The sequence below is a fragment of the Nocardioides sp. S5 genome (genome assembly GCF_017310035.1).
Taxonomy (GTDB): Bacteria; Actinomycetota; Actinomycetes; order Propionibacteriales; family Nocardioidaceae; genus Nocardioides.
Genome location: NZ_CP022296.1, coordinates 968,631 through 985,848, shown reverse-complemented (window position 1 = coordinate 985,848; position 17,218 = coordinate 968,631). Strand labels below are relative to the sequence as shown.

The window sequence follows — 17,218 nt, the reverse complement described above, 5'->3', positions numbered from 1 at the left end:
CTCTCAGAAGGCGAAGTTGAGGACGATGACCATCGCGAGCGCGATGCCGGCGAGCGGTGCCGTGCGCCGGTACCACGGGTACGACGCCTCATGGGGGTCGGTGCGGTCCTCGCGGGGCGTCTCGGAGTAGACCAGGCCCCGGAGCTCCTCGGCAGGTTTGGGCTTGGTCACCAGCGACACCACGACGCTCAGCACGATGTCGACGACGAACGCGACCGACGCCGCGAGGAACGCCACCCCCTGCCCGGACAGCTCGAAGACACCCGCCGCCGCGGTGCGGTCGACCGCGATCGCCGAGAGCGTGCCTGCCACCAGGCCCACCCAGCCGGCCGTCGGGGTCATCCGCTTCCAGAACATGCCGAGGATGAACGTCGCGAACAGAGGGGCGTTGAAGAACCCGAACAGCGTCTGGAGGTAGTTCATGACGTTGTCGTAGCCGAGTGCGATCTGGGCGGTGAAGATCGCGATGACCGTCGCTCCCACCGTGGCCAGGCGACCGATCCGCAGGTAGTAGTCGTCGCTGTGGTCCTTGCGGATGTAGCGCTGCCACAGGTCGTAGGAGAAGACGGTGTTGAAGGCGGAGATGTTGGCCGCCATGCCGGCCATGAAGGCCGCGAGGAGGCCGGCGATCGCGAGGCCGAGGAGGCCGTTGGGCAGGACGTCGCGCATCAGCAGGAGCAGGGCGTCGTTGTAGGTCACGTCGCCGGACGCACCACCCGTGGGAGTGCCGCCGTCCTTGAGCTCGATCATCTCCGCGACCAGGACCGCGGAGACCATGCCGGGCACGATCACGATGAAGGGCACGAACATCTTGGGGAAGGCGCCGATGATCGGCGTCTTCCTGGCGGCGGAGATGGAGTCGGAGGCCATCGCCCGCTGGACCTCGACGAAGTTGGTCGTCCAGTAGCCGAAGGACAGCACGAAGCCCAGGCCGAAGACGATCCCGACCACCGACAGGATCGGGGAGTCGAAGCCGGAGAGCGCCTGGCCCGGCCAGGCGTTCAGCTGTTGCGCGGCCGGTGGCGCGTCGGACGCCGACGACGCCCCCGCCGACGCAGCGCTGATCTTGTCGGTCAGCCCGTCCCAGCCGCCGACGCGGTTCAGGCCGATGAGCGTCAGGGGAAGCAGGGAGGCGACGATGACGAAGAACTGCAGCACCTCGTTGTAGATCGCCGCGCTCAGTCCGCCCAGCGTGATGTAGGACAGCACCACCGCCCCGGCGACGATCAGCGAGACCCAGATCGGCCAGCCCAGCAGGGCGCGCACGATGCCGGCGAGGAGAGCGAGGTTGACGCCCGCGATCAGCAGCTGGGCGACCGCGAAGCTGATGGCGTTGACGAGGTGGGCGCCGGTGCCGAAGCGCCGGAACATGAACTCCGGCACCGAGCGCACCTTGGAGCCGTAGTAGAACGGCATCATCACGACGCCGAGGAAGAGCATCGCCGGGACGGCACCGACCCAGAAGTAGTGGAAGGTCGGCAGGCCGAGCTGGGCGCCGTTCGCGGACATGCCCATGATCTCGACGGCGCCGAGGTTCGCGGAGATGAAGGCCAGGCCGGTCACCCACGCGGGCAGCGAGCGACCCGAGAGGAAGAAGTCGATCGAGTCGGACACCGAGCGGCGGGCCATCACGCCGATGCCGAGGACGAATCCGAAGTAGATCGCGACCAGCGAGTAGTCGAGCCAGTTGGCGTCGATCAGGGTGTCCGAGCTCACGCGTGCCTCCCGAGGTTCTTTTGGGCCACGGGCCAACCTAGCCCCGGTCCGGCGCCTGCCGCGACCACCCTTGGGGAGGTCAGTCCCCCGCGACGACCTGGACCTCGAACCCCTCGGAGCTCTCGACGTAGAGCGCGACGTGCTGCTCGCTGCGCAACCTAGACCCGCGGTCCGCCCCGGGCCGACGTGGCGAGGACCGTCGCCGTCGCGGCGAGCGCCAGACCTGTCCAGACGTAGTTGTCGAGGGTGGGCCGGTGGTCCATGACGTAGCCCTGCGAGAGCGCCCACGCCGACCACACCGCGGTCATGGCGCTGACGACCAGTGCGGCCGTGGTCCACGCACGGGTGACGGCGGCGTAGATCGCCACGGCCGCGACGAGCACGGTGATGCCCAGCGCCGGCCAGTAGACCGAGAAGGCCGCTGCGAAGCTCCCGCCGCCCTCGAGGTCCACCTCCTGGTCCACGGACACCGGCGCCAGCCGGAGCCCGCACAGGACCACGAACCAGCCGGCGAACGCGACGACGGCCGCCCACACCTGCGTCCCCCGCCTCACGACGACCCGGCGCGATCGGCGACCCCGATGCCGAGGTGGTGCGATGCGCGGCGCATGGTCTCGACCCTAGCGAGGGCTGCTCCCGCGCTGACCCTTCGGTGGCTGAGGTGCGAGCGCAGCGAGCCTCGAAACCACCCTTCCTCGGTGGTCGAGTAGCCGAGCGAGGAACGAGCGAGGCGTATCGAGGCCCAGGCCGTTGTCGGACCCTTCCCCTAGAGTCGAACGCATGATCGAGGGACTGGAAGCAGGAGCAGAGGCCGGGGCAGACGCCCTCGGCCCCGCAGCCCTGCTCGCCTCGATGAGGGCGTCTCGCTCGATCGAGAACACCGAAGCCGCCCGCCAGCTCGACCTCGCCGCCCGCTGGGCCGACCTTCACCCGCCGGAGTCCATCCACTCCGCCGCATCGTTCACCGTGGCGGGGTGTGAGCACGAGGAGCCCATCGCCGGACCGGGCACGCCCCTGGTGGCGGAGTTCTGCGTCGCCGAGCTCGGCACCGTCCTGGGCATCACCAGCGTCTCGGCGAAGAAGCTCATCGGCCACGCGCTCGAGCTGCGCCACCGACTTCCGCGCCTGTGGGCGCAGGTCCACGCCGGATCGGTTCCTGCCTGGCGGGCGCGTGCCGTTGCGGAGGTCACCATCCACTCGACGCCGGAGCTGACGGTCGAAGCGGCACGGTTCGTCGACGCCCAGGTCGCCGCCGTCGCAGGTCGGATCGGGCCCGCCCAGCTGGACCGGCTCGTCGCGGCGACCATCAAGAGGTTCGACCTCGCAGGCGTGGACCCGGCCGCGGACCCGGAGGACGGCTACCTCCACGTCGACCCGCGCCACGTCACGATCCACGACGAGGACGTCCACTTCGCCGGCACCGTGCGGCTCGAGGCCGAGATCGACCTCGCCGACGGGCTCGACCTCCACCAGGCCCTCGCCCACGGCGCCGCCACGCAGAAGGCCCTCGGCTCGCAGGAGTCCCTCGACGCGAGGCGCGCCAAGGCGCTTGGTGACCTGGCGCGGACGCAGACGGCGCTCGACCTCTACGACTCTGCTGGTGGTCGAGTAGCCGGTGAGGAACGAGCCGGTGTATCGAGACCAGACCTCCCCGCCGCCCGCGAGGTCGTCCTCCACGCCCACTTCGACGCCAGCCTGGCCGGCGACACCACGGTGTTCGGGCCGACGGGGCGGCTCGAGGAGGGCCAACGGCTGCTCCTGCTCGAGCAGCTCAGGTCCTGGTGCGGCGACTCCCGCACGAAGATCACGGTGAAGCCGGTCATCGACCTCAACCAGGAGAAGTCCGCGCCGAGCTACGAGATCCCGGACCGGATCCGTGAGCGCGTGGTTCTCCGCGACCGCGTGTGCGTCTTCCCGTGGTGCGGGCGCCCCGCCCGGGGTTGCGACGTCGACCACGTCATCGAGTACGACCACGGCGCCGAGGCAGATGGTCGGCCACAGCCCGGACCCACGAAGACCGACAACCTCGGTGCGTTGTGCCGGTTCCACCACCGGGTCAAGACCCACACCGCCTGGCGCTACGACATGGTCGCGCCCGGGGTGTTCGAGTGGACGAGTCCTCACGGCCACCGCTACCGACGAGACCGCACCGGCACCACCGCACTCGAGCCACCCGACCCGAGACCAGCGCGGATCCCGTCGCCTCGAAGATGACCCCGCCCCACACCCCGCCACCCACGTGATGGCGGGGCCACAGGCACGTCGTCGCAACAGGCCCCGTCCATGAGAGTCTCGTCAGATGTCCCTGCCGGTGCTGCGAGCCCCTCGGCTGGTGCTGTCGCCCGCAAGCAAGGGTGATCTCGACTTCTTCACTGCTCTCAACAGTGACCCGGCCGTGATGGCGCACATCTCGGGCGGAGCGACCGGGCGGTCGCAGACAGAGCGCGAGTGGCACCGACGACTCGGTGAGCGCTCAGTGGTCGACGCCGGCCTCGGGTACTGGATCGGCACCGTCGACGAGGAACCCGTCGGCTGGTGGGGACTCGGACACACCGCCAGCGCGCCCGGGACAGGCGAGCTCGGCTTCCGGCTCATGCCTGCGCACTGGCGCAAAGGCCTCGCCACGGAAGGCGCGCACGCCCTGCTCCGCCACGCGTTCGTGGATCGCGAGGTCGGACGCGTCTGGGCGGGAACATCGACGGCGAACCTCGGCTCGAGGCGGACTCTCGCCGCGGCCGGCCTGTCGTGCACCGGCGAGCCGTTCCCGGGAGTCCTGACCTACGAGGTGAGGGCCCGCGCCTGGCGGGACCGCCTCACTCCCACTCGATCGTGCCCGGCGGCTTCGACGTGATGTCGAGCGTGACCCGGTTGACCTCGGCCACCTCGTTGGTGATGCGCGTGGAGATGCGCTCCATCACCTCGTAGGGCAGCCGCGCCCAGTCGGCCGTCATCGCGTCCTCGGAGGTGACCGGGCGGATCACGACGGGGTGACCGTAGGTGCGACCGTCGCCCTGGACGCCGACGGAGCGGACGTCGGCGAGCAGCACCACGGGCATCTGCCAGATGTCGCGGTCGAGGCCGGCGCGGGTGAGCTCCTGGCGCGCGATCGCGTCGGCGCGGCGCAGGATGTCGAGGCGGTCGGCGGTCACCTCGCCGATGATGCGGATGCCGAGGCCCGGGCCCGGGAAGGGCTGGCGCCACACGATGTCGGCGGGCAGGCCGAGCTGCTCGCCGACGAGGCGGACCTCGTCCTTGAAGAGGGTGCGCAGCGGCTCGACGAGCGCGAACTCGAGGTCCTCGGGCAGGCCGCCGACGTTGTGGTGGGACTTGATGTTCGACGTGCCGGCGCCGCCGCCGGACTCGACGACGTCGGGGTAGAGCGTGCCCTGCACGAGGAAGCCGACCTTCTCGCCGTGCTCGGCCGCCTCACCGAGCACCTGGACCTCGGCGGCCTCGAAGGCGCGGATGAACTCCCGACCGATGACCTTGCGCTTCTCCTCGGGATCGGTGACCCCGGACAGCGCGGCGAGGAAGGTCTCGCGGGCGTCGTAGACGTGGAGGTTGACCCCGGTCGCGGCGACGAAGTCGCGCTCGACCTGCTCGGCCTCGCCCTCGCGGAGCAGCCCGTGGTCGACGAAGACGCAGTGGAGCCGGTCGCCGATCGCGCGCTGCACGATCGCCGCGGCCACTGCGGAGTCGACACCGCCGGAGAGGCCGCAGATGGCCAGCCCGGTGTCGCCGATCTGCTCGCGCACCCGCTCGATCTGCTCCTCGGCGATGTTGAGCATCGTCCAGGTCTGGCGCGCACCGGCGATGTGGTGCAGGAAGTGCTCGAGGACCTTCTGCCCGTGCTCGGAGTGCAGCACCTCGGGGTGCCACTGCACGCCCGCCAGGCCTCGCCCGACGTCCTCGAAGGCCGCGACCGGGGTGTCGGCCGTCGAGGCCAGCACCGTGAAGCCCTCGGGCGCCTGGGCGACGGAGTCGCCGTGCGACATCCACACCTTGTGCTCGGCGGGGATGCCCTCGAGCAGCGTGCCCGGCTCGGAGACCACGACCGGCGTACGCCCGTACTCCCGCGCGCCGGTGTGGGCGACCTCGCCGCCGAGACCCTTGGCCATCAGCTGGAAGCCGTAGCACATGCCGAACACCGGCACCCCGGCCGTGAAGACTCCGGTGTCGATGCCGGGGGCGCCGTCGGCGTACACGCTGGACGGGCCGCCGGACAGGATGATCGCCTTGGGGTTGCGCGCCAGCATGTCGGCCACCGGCATCGTGTGCGGCACGATCTCGGAGTAGACCCGCGCCTCGCGCACGCGCCGCGCGATGAGCTGGGCGTACTGCGCCCCGAAGTCGACGACGAGGACCAGGTCGTGCTCTGCAGGCTGCGTCACGCGGCGAGTCTATCGATCACCCGCCCCCGGTCCGGCCCTCGCCCCAGGGCCCGATCGGGGAGGGAGGGTGACCGGGCCCTGGAGCTTGCTCCCAGCTGCTGCGGACAGCGCCGAGACCGGAGGCCCGACCCTTGGGAGGGAGCATGACTGCCGGGCCCCTTACCCGAGCAACGAGGCCTCGGAGGGCTGGTTACGGCCTGCGGCCGACGTTTTCAGCTGACCCCGACGATCGGCAGCCGCAGGGCGCCCGGAGCCGCCTCCGGCACGACCGGGTTCTTCGGCTCCACCGGCGCGAGCCGCCGGTAGGTCGAGCCCAGCGCGGGGCGCGGGTCGGCCTCTCCCTTGTTGGGCCAGAAGGCCATCGCCCGCTCGGCCTGCGCGGTGATCGTCAGCGACGGGTTCACCCCGAGGTTGGCCGAGACCGCCGACCCGTCGACGACGTGCAGTCCCTCGTGGCCGTAGAGGCGCTGCCAGGGGTCGACGACGCCGGTCTCCGGGGAGTCGCCGATCGTGCAGCCGCCGATGAAGTGCGCCGTCAGGGGCCGGTTGAAGGCCTCCCCCACGTTGCCGCCGGGGGTGCCGCCGAGGACGTCGGCCATCCGTCGGGTGGCCTCGTAGGCGATCGGGATGTAGGTCGGGTTGGGCAGGCCGTAACCCTGCTCGCTGGTCATCCGCCAGCCGAAGCGGCCCTTGACGCCCTTGGTGGTGATCGAGTTGTCCAGCGTCTGCATCACCAGCGCCACGATCGTGCGCTCCGACCAGTGCCGGAAGTCGTACAGGTCCAGCGCGGTGCGCCGCTGGGCCCACAGCTCCTTGAGCCAGGTGCGCACCCGCGAGGTGCCGGGGGTGTCGTCGGCGAGCACCGTCTGCATGAGTGCCATCGCGTTGGAGCCGTGGCCGTAGCGGCACGGCTCGATGTGGGTGACCTCGTCGGGGTGCCACGACGACGTGATCGCGACGCCACGCGAGTAGTCGACGGACGTGTCGGGCGCCAGCGCTCCCAGGATCGCCTCGGAGTTGGTGCGCGTCAGCACGCCGAGCCGGTCGCTGATGCGCGGCAGGTCGCCCTCCCCCTTGAGCTGGTGGAGCAGCTTCTGCGTGCCGAGCGCGGCCGCGGAGAAGACGACCTGGTCGGCGGTGAACGTCTTCGTGGCGGTACGCCGTGACAGCTTGGCCTTGGTCCACCGGGCACTCACCTCGTAGCCGCCGCCGGCGCGGGGGCGTACGCGCGTCACCGTGGTCAGCGGGTGGACCACCGCTCCCGCCTGCTCGGCGAGGTGGAGGTAGTTCTTGACCAGGGTGTTCTTGGCGTTGTGCCGGCACCCGGTCATGCACTCGCCGCAGTTGAGGCAGGCGTTGCGGGCCGGCCCGGCGCCGCCGAAGTAGGGGTCGGCGACCTCCTCGCCACCGCGCGCGTCGGGCCCACCGAAGAAGACGCCGACCGGGGTCGGGTGGAAGGTGTGCCCCACGCCCATGTCGTCGGCGACCTGCTTCATCACCTCGTCGGCCGGGGTGTGGAGCGGGTTCTCGACCACGCCGAGCATCCGCTTGGCCTGGTCGTAGTAGGGCGCGAGCTCGCCCTTCCAGTCGGTGATGTGCGCCCACGACGGGTCGCGGTAGAAGGCGTCGAGCGGCTCGTAGAGGGTGTTGGCGTAGACCAGCGACCCGCCGCCGACGCCCGCGCCGGCCAGGATCATGCAGTCCTTGACCATGTCGATGCGCTGGATGCCGTACATCCCGAGGGCCGGCGCGAAGAGGAACCGCTTGGCGTCGAAGGAGGTCGCAGGGAAGTCGTCGTCCTCGAAGCGCGCGCCGGCCTCGAGGACACCCACGCGGTAGCCCTTCTCGGTGAGGCGCAGCGCGGTCACGGAGCCGCCGAAGCCGGAGCCGACGACGAGGACGTCGTAGTGCTGCGTCTCGGGAGAGGTGCTCATGCCCGGCCCAGCTTGTTGAGCAGCCGCAGCGCCTGCGTCATGACCTTGGCGTGGGTCTCCTCCGACATGCCGAGCACCGGCGCGATGGGGACGAGCCGCTGGGTCGCGACGGACTGCGCCTCCGTGTAGCGCAGCACGCCCTCCGCGCCCTGGCGCCGGCCCATGCCGGACTGGCGCATGCCGCCCATCGGCGCCCCGAGCGAGCCGAACGTCGCACCGTAGGGCTCGTTGACGTTGACCGTGCCGCACCTGATCCGTCGGGCGAGCGCGCGACCGCGGGCGGCGTCGCGGGTGTAGATCGAGGCGTTGAGGCCGTAGGTGCCGTCGTTGGCGCGGGCGACGGCCTCGTCCTCGCTGTGGAAGCGGTAGAGCGCGACGACCGGGCCGAAGGTCTCCCGGGCGAAGCACTCCATGTCGGCCGTGACGCCCTCGAGCACGGTCGGTTCGAAGACGAACGGCCCGAGGTCGGGGCGCGCGGTGCCGCCGCAGAGGACGGTCGCGCCCTTGGCGACCGCGTCGTCGACATGGGCGGTGACGGTGTCGAGCTGGGCCTGCGAGATCAGCGAGCCCATGTCGACGCTCCAGTCGTGGCTGGCGCCCAGCGTCATCGCCCGGGTGCGTGACACGAAGGCGTCGACGAACCGGTCGTAGACCTGGTCGGCGACGAAGAGCCGCTCCATCGACACGCACAGCTGGCCGGCGTTGGCGAAGACACCGCGTACGGCGCCCTCGGCCGCGCGGTGCACGTCGGCGTCGCGCAGCACCAGCATGGGGTTCTTGCCGCCGAGCTCGAGCGAGCACCCGATCAGCCGGTCGGCGCACTGGCGGGCGATGAGGCGACCGGTGGCGGTCGAGCCGGTGAAGCAGACGTAGTCGGCCGCGCCCACGACCGCGCCACCGATCTCGGGCCCGGGGCCCGCGACCACCTGCCACAGCTCGGGCGGGAAGCCGGCCTCGTCGAGGAGCTGGGCGGCCAGCAGCGCGGTGAGCATGCTCTGCGCGTCGGGCTTGGCCACCACGGCGTTGCCGGCCAGGAGAGCCGGGAGACCGTCGCACAGCGCCATCGTCAGGGGGTAGTTCCACGGCGAGATGATGCCGACGACGCCCTTGGGCACGCGGTTGACCTCAGCCCGGGTCAGCAGCGGGAACATCCCGCCGACGCGACGGGTGTCGAGGTGCTCGTGCGCGGTGCGGGCGTAGTAGCGCGCGGTCAGCGCGAGGTGCGCGACCTCGAGGTAGGCGTCCTTGCGCGCCTTGCCCGACTCCCACACCACCAGGTCGATCAGCTCCTCCTGCCGGTCGAGCAGCAGGTCGTGCAGGCGCAGCAGGGCTGCGGCGCGGTCGTCGAGCGACGTGGCGGCCCAGGCTGCCTGAGCCGTACGCGCCCGGGCGAATGCCTCGGCGACGTCGGCCGGGGTGGACTGAGGGACGTGGGCGAGCGGGGCGCCGCCGACCGGCGAGGAGACGGCGTGGGTGCGACCGGAGCTGCTCACCACGCGGCGGGTGAGGGAGGCGACGTACGACCGGTCGAGGGCGTAGGCCGCGGTGCTGTCGTGCTCGGGGTCGGCGGGACCGTCGGTGATCGGGCCGGACGTGGGGCTCTGCTCGGTCATCCCAGCAGGGTAGGTCGCGCGGCCCGCGGCTTGCTACCGATCAGTCACTTCGTCCCAGCATTCGACACTTCACGCCGTTTTGTCCAACGGTCGAGTCGCGTCATCAGACGATCTCGGGGGCCTTGACCCGTGCCTCGTCGGCCTCCTGGTCGGTCGGCATGAGCTGGCTCTGCCGCTCCGCCTCCACCCGACGCAGGTAGTGGTCGACCTCGTCGTCGACCTGGGCTGCGTCCCAGCCCAGCGCCTCGGCCATCAGCTCGGCCGCAGGGCGTGCGGCGTGGATGCCGCGGTCGAAGGTCTCGATCGAGACCCGGGTGCGGCGGGCCAGCACGTCGTCGAGGTGGCGGGCACCCTCGTGCGTCGCGGCGTACAGCACCTCGGCGCGCAGGTAGTGCTCCGCGCCCGGGAGCGGCTCGCCGAGCTCGGGTCGCTCGTGGATGAGCGCGAGGACCTCGTCGACGAGGCCGCCGTAACGGCCCAGCAGGTGGTCGATGACGCCGATCTCCAGGCCCGAGGCCCGGCTCAGCGCCACCCGCTGGTTGGTGCGGGCCTCGAAGCCCCACGCGCCCATCAGCGGCACGCGGTCGGTGATCGAGGCCGACGTCGGAGCCGAGCCGCCCGAGTCGGTCGAGGAGTGCTTCAGCGCGTGGTCGACGGCGTCCCGCGCCATGACCCGGTACGTCGTCAGCTTGCCGCCGGCGACCAGCACGAGGCCCGGCACGGGGCTGGTGACGGTGTGCTCGCGGGAGAGCTTGGTGGTCTCCCCCATCTCGCCCTCCTTGCGCATCGGCTTGAGCAGCGGCCGCAGCCCCGCCCAGACGCCGATCACGTCACGGTGGTCGAGCGGGTCCTTGAGCAGCCGGTTGACATGGCCGAGGAGGTAGTCGATGTCGGTCTTGCTGGCGGCCGGGTGCGCGAGGTCGAAGTCCCACGCGGTGTCGGTGGTGCCGATGATCCAGAAGTCGTCCCACGGGATGACGAACAGCACCGACTTCTCGGTCTTGGTGATGAAGCCGCACTCCGAGCGGATCCGGTCCTTCGGCACGACGAGGTGGATGCCCTTGCTGGCGTCGACGTCGAGCTGCGCCTTGCCGCCGATGAGCTCCTGGACCTCGTCGGTCCACACGCCGGCGGCGTTGATGACCACCTTCGCGCGGATCTCGAGGTCGCGCTGGCCCTCGAGGTCGCGCGCCTGCACGCCGACCACCCGGTCGCCCTCGCGCAGGAAGCCGGTGACCTTCGTGCGGGTGGCGACGTGGGCGCCGTTGTTGGCGGCGGTGCGGGCGATCATCATCACCAGCCGCGCGTCGTCGACCTGGCAGTCGTAGTAGCGGATCGCGCCGTGCAGGTCGTCGGTCCGGATGTCGGGCGCCATGCGCGCCAGCTGCTTGCGGAAGACGTGCTTGTGCTTGGGCACGCCCATGTCGTACTTGCCGGTCATCGCCATGCCGTCGTAGAGCGCCACCCCGGCACCGACGTAGGGGCGCTCCCACGCGTGCTCGAGCGGGTAGAGGAACGGCACCGGGCGTACGAGGTGGGGCGCGAGCCGCGTCAGCAGCAGGCCGCGCTCCTCCAGCGCCTCCTTGACCAGCGCGAAGTCGAACATCTCGAGGTAGCGCAGGCCCCCGTGCACCAGCTTCGACGAGCGCGAGGACGTGCCGGAGGCGAGGTCGCGCTGCTCGACCAGGCCGACCTTGAGGCCCCGGGTCACCGCGTCGAGCGCCGCACCGACGCCGACGATGCCGCCACCCACCACGAGGACGTCGAGCTCGCCGGCAGCGAGGTGCTCGAGCGCGTCAGCGCGCTGGTCGGCGTCGAGGGCCTTGGCGAGGGTCATGCCCCCAGTGTCTCAGGGCGGACCAGCCGCCGACAGCGCCCGGCTCAGTGCTGGACGACGACCTCGATGCGCTGGAACTCCTTGAGCTCGGTGTAGCCGGTGGTGGCCATGGCACGGCGCAGCGCACCGATGAGGTTCATGGTGCCGTCGGCGGTGCGCGAGGGACCGAACATGATCTCCTCGAGGGTCCCGACCGGGGAGAACTCGACGCGCTGGCCGCGCGGCAGGTCGGCGTGGGTGGCCTCGCTGCCCCAGTGGAAGCCGCGTCCGGGCGCCTCGGCGGCACGGGCGAGCGGCGAGCCGATCATCACGGCGTCGGCGCCGCAGGCGACCGCCTTGGCGATGTCGCCGGAGCTGCCGATCGAGCCGTCGGCGATGACGTGGACGTAGCGACCGCCCGACTCGTCGAGGTAGTCGCGGCGGGCTGCGGCGACGTCGGCCACGGCGCTCGCCATCGGGACCGCGACGCCCAGGACGGTGCGGGTCGTGTGGGCGGCGCCGCCGCCGAAGCCGACCAGGACACCGGCCGCACCGGTGCGCATCAGGTGGAGCGCGGCCTGGTAGGTCGCGCAGCCGCCGACGATGACCGGGACGTCGAGCTCGTAGATGAACTCCTTGAGGTTCAGCGGCTCGGCCTGGCTGCTGACGTGCTCGGCGCTGACGGTGGTGCCGCGGATGACGAACATGTCGACGCCGGCGTCGACGACCGCCTTCACGTGCTCCTTGGTGCGCTGCGGCGAGAGCGAGCCGGCGACCGTGACGCCCGCGGCGCGCACCTCCTTCAGGCGCGCGGTGATCAGCTCGGGCTTGATCGGCTCGGTGTAGATCTCCTGCATCCGGCGCGTGGCATCGGCGCCCTGGAGCCCGGCGACCTCCTCGAGCAGGCCGGTCGGGTCGTCGTAGCGCGTCCACAGGCCCTCGAGGTTGAGCACCCCGAGACCGCCCATCTGGCCGAGCGCGATCGCCGTGGAGGGCGACATGACGGAGTCCATCGGCGCGGCGAGCACCGGGATGTCGAAGCGGTAGGCGTCGATCTGCCAGGCGGTGCTGACCTCCTCGGGGTCGCGGGTGCGCCGCGAGGGCACGATCGCGATGTCGTCGAAGGAGTAGGCGCGGCGACCGCGCTTGGCACGGCCGATCTCGATCTCGGTCACGACGTCAGCCTATCGGCGCCCGCCGACGTCACGCGTCCGCCACCGCCGCGGCGATCGTGCGCCGCAGCCAGGCGGCGTAGCGCTCGACGGTCCAGCCGAGCTCGCCCGACAGCACCAGGTAGGTCTCCGAGCGCGTCAGCACGACGATCTCGTCGATCGCGTCGGGGTGCACCGGACCCGTCGCGAGCAGCGGCACCAGCTCCGTGACGACCTCGACGTGCCCGCCGCGGGCCGCCTGGAGGAGGGTCCGCATGGTGAGGTCCTCCGAGGCGCCCTGCACCATCGCCGGGACGAAGGGCGCCATCGGCACCACCGAGGCGCACACGAAGTCGACGAACCGGTCGAGCCGCACCGACGGGTCGGGCTCCTCGTCGAGCCGCAGCGCCGCGAAGGACTCCCGCAGCGACGCCGTCCCGGCGAAGGACGCGGACCGCATGGCGTGCATCAGCAGCGCCTGCTTGCCGCCGAAGGTCTTGCTGACGTACTCCGGGGAGACTTCCGCCGCGCGCGCCACGCCGGCGATGGTCGTGCCCGCCCAGCCGTGCTCGGGAAACAGCCGCGACGCGGTCGCCACGACGTGAGCGCGGCGACGCTCGGCGGCAGCGCGGCGGCCGCTGGCGTCGTACGCCCTGCGCGGCGGGGCCGTCGGGGCACCCGCGGCCGACGCCGGCAGCGTGGCCGACGTCGACGCGGGTTCATCGGCCGGTGTTGGTGCGTCCCTCGCCTGAGCGAGTGGACCACGAGCCCCACGCCCGTCCACTACCGGCCACCCCCTGTTTCGTTACGACCACACGGTAACCAATTCCGGGGAGATCGTGACATGGAACGCAGGTGGTCTGGACCAGTGGGGCCGGACCGGTCAGCGGCCGGAGTAGTTGGGCGCCTCGACGGTCATCTGCACGCCGTGCGGGTGGCTCTCCTTGAGCGAGGCCGACGTGATCCGGACGAAGCGGCCCTTCTCCTGCAGCTCGGGGATGGTGCGGGCGCCGACGTAGAACATCGACTGGTTGAGCCCGCCGACGAGCTGGTGGGCGACCGCGGACAGCGGGCCACGGTAGGCGACCTGGCCCTCGATGCCCTCCGGGACGATCTTGTCGTCGCTGGCGACCTCGGCCTGGAAGTAGCGGTCCTTGGAGTAGGACTTCTTGCCGCGGCTGCTCATCGCGCCCAGCGAGCCCATCCCGCGGTAGGACTTGAACTGCTTGCCGTTGACGAACACCACCTCGCCCGGGGACTCCTCGCAGCCCGCGAGCATCGAGCCGACCATCACGGCGTCGGCGCCGGCGACGAGCGCCTTGGCGATCTCGCCGGAGTGCTTCATGCCGCCGTCGGCGATCAGCGGGACGCCCGCGGGCTTGGTGGCCAGCGACGCCTCGTAGACCGCCGTCACCTGCGGCACGCCGACGCCGGTCACGACGCGGGTGGTGCAGATCGATCCCGGGCCCACGCCGACCTTGACCGCGTCGGCACCCGCGTCGACGAAGGCCTGGGCGCCCTCACGGGTCGCGACGTTGCCGCCGATGACCTGCACGTGCTTCGTCGCCGGGTCGGACTTGAGCCGGCGGACCATGTCGAGCAGCAGGTGGACGTGGCCGTGCGCGGTGTCGGCGACGAGCACGTCGACCCCGGCCTCGACGAGCGTGGTGGCCCGCTCCCAGGCGTCGCCGAAGTAGCCGATCGCCGCACCGACCAGCAGGCGGCCGTCGGCGTCGTACGACGCGTGCGGGAACTGCTCGCCCTTGACGAAGTCCTTGACGGTGATGAGGCCGCCGAGGCGCCCCTCGTCGTCGACCAGGGGCAGCCTCTCGCGCTTGTGGGCGCGCAGCAGGGCCGTGGCGTCCTCGCGGGAGATGCCGATCTGACCGGTGATCAGGCCCTCGCTGGTCATCACCTCGGTGACCTTGGTGGTGGCCCACTCCGCGACCGGGGTGAAGCGCAGGTCACGGTTGGTGATGATGCCGAGCAGGTGGTCGTCGACGTCGACGACGGGCAGTCCGGAGACGCGATACTCGCCGCAGAGGCGGTCGAGGTCCTCCAGCGTCGCGTCGGGACCGATCGTGACCGGGTTGGAGATGATCCCGGTCTGGGTGCGCTTGACCAGGTCGACCTGGCGGGCCTGGTCCTCGATCGAGAGGTTGCGGTGCAGCACGCCGAGGCCGCCCTCACGGGCCATCGCGATGGCCATGCGCGCCTCGGTGACGGTGTCCATGGCGGCGCTGATCAGCGGCACCCGGACGGAGATCTCACGCGTGAGGCGCGTGGTGGTGTCGATGTCGCTGGGGGCGAGGTCCGACTCCCCCGGCAGCAGCAGCACGTCGTCGTAGGTGAGGCCCAGCGCGGCAAACTTCTCAGGGATCTCCACCCGCCCATTCTACGGGCGCCCGCCGGGTGCTCGGGACGGCCCGTCAGACCCCTCCGGTCCCGACGTGGTCGAGGATTGCCGGGACGCGCGTGCAACCTCCCGGCCGCGTCACTGCGTTCAGACTGACATGGAGCAGAACAGTGCGTGACGAAGCGGCGTTCGTGGAGTTCGCCGCGTCGTCGCGAGCCCACCTCCGGCGCACCGCGTACCTGATGTGCGGCGACTGGGAGCGGGCCTCGGACTTCGTCCAGGAGGGGCTGATCCGGGTGTACGTCCGGTGGCCGCGACTGGAGCGCAACGGCGGCGAGCTGGCCTATGCCCGCAAGGCCGTGGTGAGCGCGTGCCTCGACCACGCCCGGCGGCGGTCCAGCACCGAGCGGCCGCAGGAGGCCGACCACACGACGGCCAGCCGCGAGGACGTCGCCACCGAGGTGGCCACCCGCACGGCGCTGATGTCCGCGCTCGCCGACCTGGCACCGCGGCAGCGCGCGTGCGTGGTGCTGCGCTACTTCGAGGACCTCTCGGTGGCGGAGACGGCGGCCCTGCTGAGGTGCACCGAAGGCACCGTGAAGAGCCAGACCTCGCGTGCGCTGTTCTCACTCCGGTCCGTGTTGAGCGACTCGCCGACCAGCGAGCATTCCGAGGGAGCGGTGTCATGGTGAACGAGCTGCGCGAGCTGATGCGAGAGGCCTCGGCGATTCCGCCCCAGGACCGTACGGACGTGGCCGCCGTGCTCGGACGGGGTCGGCGCCGGGTACGCGTCCGGCGCATGGCGATCCTCGCGGGCACCTCGCTCGCAGCGGGCGCCATCGCGCTCGGGTCGCTCGCCTGGCTCGACCCCGCGCCGGCCGACCTCGCGGCGGCCGGTGTCCCCCGCCCGGCGGGGCCGACCGTCCGCCTCACCGACGCCAGGCCGGCCGTCGAGGGCCAGGACTACCGCGAGCTGGCGGCGTACACCAACGAGGACCTCGAGGCCGACAACGGGCAGTACTTCGACGGGGTCACCGACGACGGGCTCGTCCTCTTCCGGGACGGTCCGCGGTCCACCCAGCGCTACCCGCGCTTCGCGCTCATGGACCCCGCGACCGGCGAGAAGGACTGGCTGGCGGAAGCGCGTGACATCGGCCAGAGCCAGCTGTGGGCCGTCGAGCTCAGCGAGCAGCGCCTCGTGCTGGTCAGCCCCGGCGAGCCGGTGCAGTCCGGTGACGACATGGCGATGGCCCTGACAGCACACGTCTACGACCGTGCGAGCGGCACCTGGGACACGTTGCGCTGGACCGACCTCCCCGCGATCGACGGGCCGTGGGGCGCCCGGGTCGGCCCGGACGGGCGGCTCTACGTCCCCGTGCTCGCGAGCCGGGGCGAGATCCCGGAAGGCGGCTGGCCGACGGGCCCCGACGGCGAGGCCGACGACGCCGACGCCGAGGGCGACACCTACGACCTGTGGTCGGTGTCGCTCACCGAGCAGCGCGACGTGCGCGACGAGGGCCTGAGGGTGGGTGCGTTCGACTTCGCCCAGGACGCGATGGTGTGGACCGACTCACAGAACGGCGACGCCGGGCGGGTGCACGTGCGCGACCTCGCCACTGGCGAGGAGAGGTCCTTCGACCCCGCCCTCGGCGAGCGGTGCAACCTCCTCGGCTTCAGCGCAGACGGTGACCGGATCGCCATGTCCCAGTACTGCGGCACCTACGAGGGCGGCGTGCGTGACGACCGCGTCCAGGTCGTCACGACGGACGGCGACCAGGTCATGACCGTGCAGGACAACGGCGTCGAGGGCGGTCAGCTGGTCGCGGGCGGGGACTACCTGACCGTGACCGCGTACGACAGGGCGACGGGAGGCACCTACCTCTACGACTTCGACCAGGAGCGGCTACTGCGGCTGAGCGACGGCACGTCCAGCTGGAGCGTCGCCGTCGGCCCGACCCCGGGCGACCAGTTCATGTGGACCACACCCGCCGGCGGCAAGGTCGAGCTGTTCGGCCGCAGCGGGGCGACCGCGCACCTCGGCGAGATCATCCGCTGACCCCGGACCTCACGCCTTCGCGAGCCTCCGCACCGGGATCCGCACGGTGAGGTCGTCGCTACCCATGCGGATCCGTCCACGCAGGTCCGTGCCGAGGACGAGCGGCAGCACGGCCGGGTTGTCCGCCGCGGTCCGCACGACGATCCGATCACTTCTCCGCGAGAACGCAGCAGGCCCGCACCGGA

At 71.5% G+C, this 17,218-nt stretch carries 14 protein-coding genes; 4 read left to right on the top strand and 10 right to left on the bottom strand.

Annotation, left to right across the window (positions count from 1 at the left end; genetic code table 11):
* Positions 1-3: 3 nt before the first annotated feature.
* Together CFI00_RS04885 and CFI00_RS04880 are read right to left on the bottom strand one after the other, a co-directional pair.
* The gene (locus CFI00_RS04885; RefSeq protein WP_207084147.1) at positions 4-1,716 is read right to left on the bottom strand and encodes a sodium:solute symporter family protein; all 1,713 of its coding nucleotides are present in this window, start codon (positions 1,714-1,716) and stop codon (positions 4-6) included.
* A gap of 158 nt (positions 1,717-1,874) precedes the next feature.
* The gene (locus CFI00_RS04880; RefSeq protein WP_207084146.1) at positions 1,875-2,270 is read right to left on the bottom strand and encodes a hypothetical protein; all 396 of its coding nucleotides are present in this window, start codon (positions 2,268-2,270) and stop codon (positions 1,875-1,877) included.
* A 226-nt stretch (positions 2,271-2,496) separates the two neighbouring features.
* Between CFI00_RS04880 and CFI00_RS04875 the strand changes: the two genes are divergently transcribed.
* Both CFI00_RS04875 and CFI00_RS04870 read left to right on the top strand, forming a co-directional pair.
* A complete protein-coding gene (locus CFI00_RS04875; protein ID WP_207084145.1) occupies positions 2,497-3,930 on the top strand; it encodes an HNH endonuclease signature motif containing protein in 1,434 nt (477 codons plus the stop codon).
* 85 nt (positions 3,931-4,015) lie between these two features.
* Complete coding sequence (locus tag CFI00_RS04870; RefSeq protein ID WP_207084144.1) at positions 4,016-4,567, top strand: GNAT family N-acetyltransferase; 552 nt, start codon at positions 4,016-4,018, stop codon at positions 4,565-4,567.
* Here the strand turns inward: CFI00_RS04870 and guaA are convergent.
* From guaA to guaB, 7 genes are all read right to left on the bottom strand, one after another.
* On the bottom strand, positions 4,530-6,107 hold the full coding sequence (guaA, locus tag CFI00_RS04865; protein ID WP_207084143.1) for a glutamine-hydrolyzing GMP synthase: 1,578 nt from the start codon (positions 6,105-6,107) through the stop codon (positions 4,530-4,532). The two genes, CFI00_RS04870 and guaA, sit on opposite strands and share 38 nt — an antisense overlap.
* A 212-nt stretch (positions 6,108-6,319) precedes the next feature.
* Positions 6,320-8,041 carry a GMC family oxidoreductase gene (locus tag CFI00_RS04860; RefSeq protein ID WP_207084142.1) on the bottom strand — a complete coding sequence of 574 codons (1,722 nt, stop codon included), beginning with the start codon at positions 8,039-8,041 and terminating at the stop codon, positions 6,320-6,322.
* The gene (locus tag CFI00_RS04855; RefSeq protein WP_207084141.1) at positions 8,038-9,654 is read right to left on the bottom strand and encodes a succinic semialdehyde dehydrogenase; all 1,617 of its coding nucleotides are present in this window, start codon (positions 9,652-9,654) and stop codon (positions 8,038-8,040) included. Before CFI00_RS04855 ends, CFI00_RS04860 begins: the two co-directional genes overlap by 4 nt.
* A 103-nt stretch (positions 9,655-9,757) precedes the next feature.
* A complete protein-coding gene (locus tag CFI00_RS04850; RefSeq protein WP_207084140.1) occupies positions 9,758-11,491 on the bottom strand; it encodes a glycerol-3-phosphate dehydrogenase/oxidase in 1,734 nt (577 codons plus the stop codon).
* A gap of 44 nt (positions 11,492-11,535) precedes the next feature.
* Positions 11,536-12,645: a GuaB3 family IMP dehydrogenase-related protein gene (locus CFI00_RS04845; protein ID WP_207084139.1), complete on the bottom strand. Its 1,110-nt coding sequence runs from the start codon at positions 12,643-12,645 to the stop codon at positions 11,536-11,538.
* A gap of 28 nt (positions 12,646-12,673) precedes the next feature.
* The gene (locus CFI00_RS04840) at positions 12,674-13,219 is read right to left on the bottom strand and encodes a TetR/AcrR family transcriptional regulator (RefSeq protein WP_207084138.1); all 546 of its coding nucleotides are present in this window, start codon (positions 13,217-13,219) and stop codon (positions 12,674-12,676) included.
* Positions 13,220-13,504: 285 nt separating this feature from the next.
* Entirely contained in the window at positions 13,505-15,007 is a 1,503-nt protein-coding gene (gene guaB, locus CFI00_RS04835) for an IMP dehydrogenase (RefSeq protein WP_207084137.1), read from the bottom strand.
* A 140-nt stretch (positions 15,008-15,147) separates the two neighbouring features.
* Between guaB and CFI00_RS04830 the strand changes: the two genes are divergently transcribed.
* The gene (locus tag CFI00_RS04830) at positions 15,148-15,669 is read left to right on the top strand and encodes a SigE family RNA polymerase sigma factor (protein ID WP_207084136.1); all 522 of its coding nucleotides are present in this window, start codon (positions 15,148-15,150) and stop codon (positions 15,667-15,669) included.
* Positions 15,663-17,033: a hypothetical protein gene (locus tag CFI00_RS04825; RefSeq protein WP_207084135.1), complete on the top strand. Its 1,371-nt coding sequence runs from the start codon at positions 15,663-15,665 to the stop codon at positions 17,031-17,033. Before CFI00_RS04830 ends, CFI00_RS04825 begins: the two co-directional genes overlap by 7 nt.
* Positions 17,034-17,042: 9 nt before the next feature.
* On the opposite strand, the gene CFI00_RS23830 is transcribed toward CFI00_RS04825, so the two are convergent.
* Positions 17,043-17,171, bottom strand: coding sequence for a hypothetical protein (locus CFI00_RS23830; RefSeq protein WP_277988350.1), 129 nt, complete (start codon positions 17,169-17,171; stop codon positions 17,043-17,045).
* Positions 17,172-17,218: the final 47 nt, after the last annotated feature.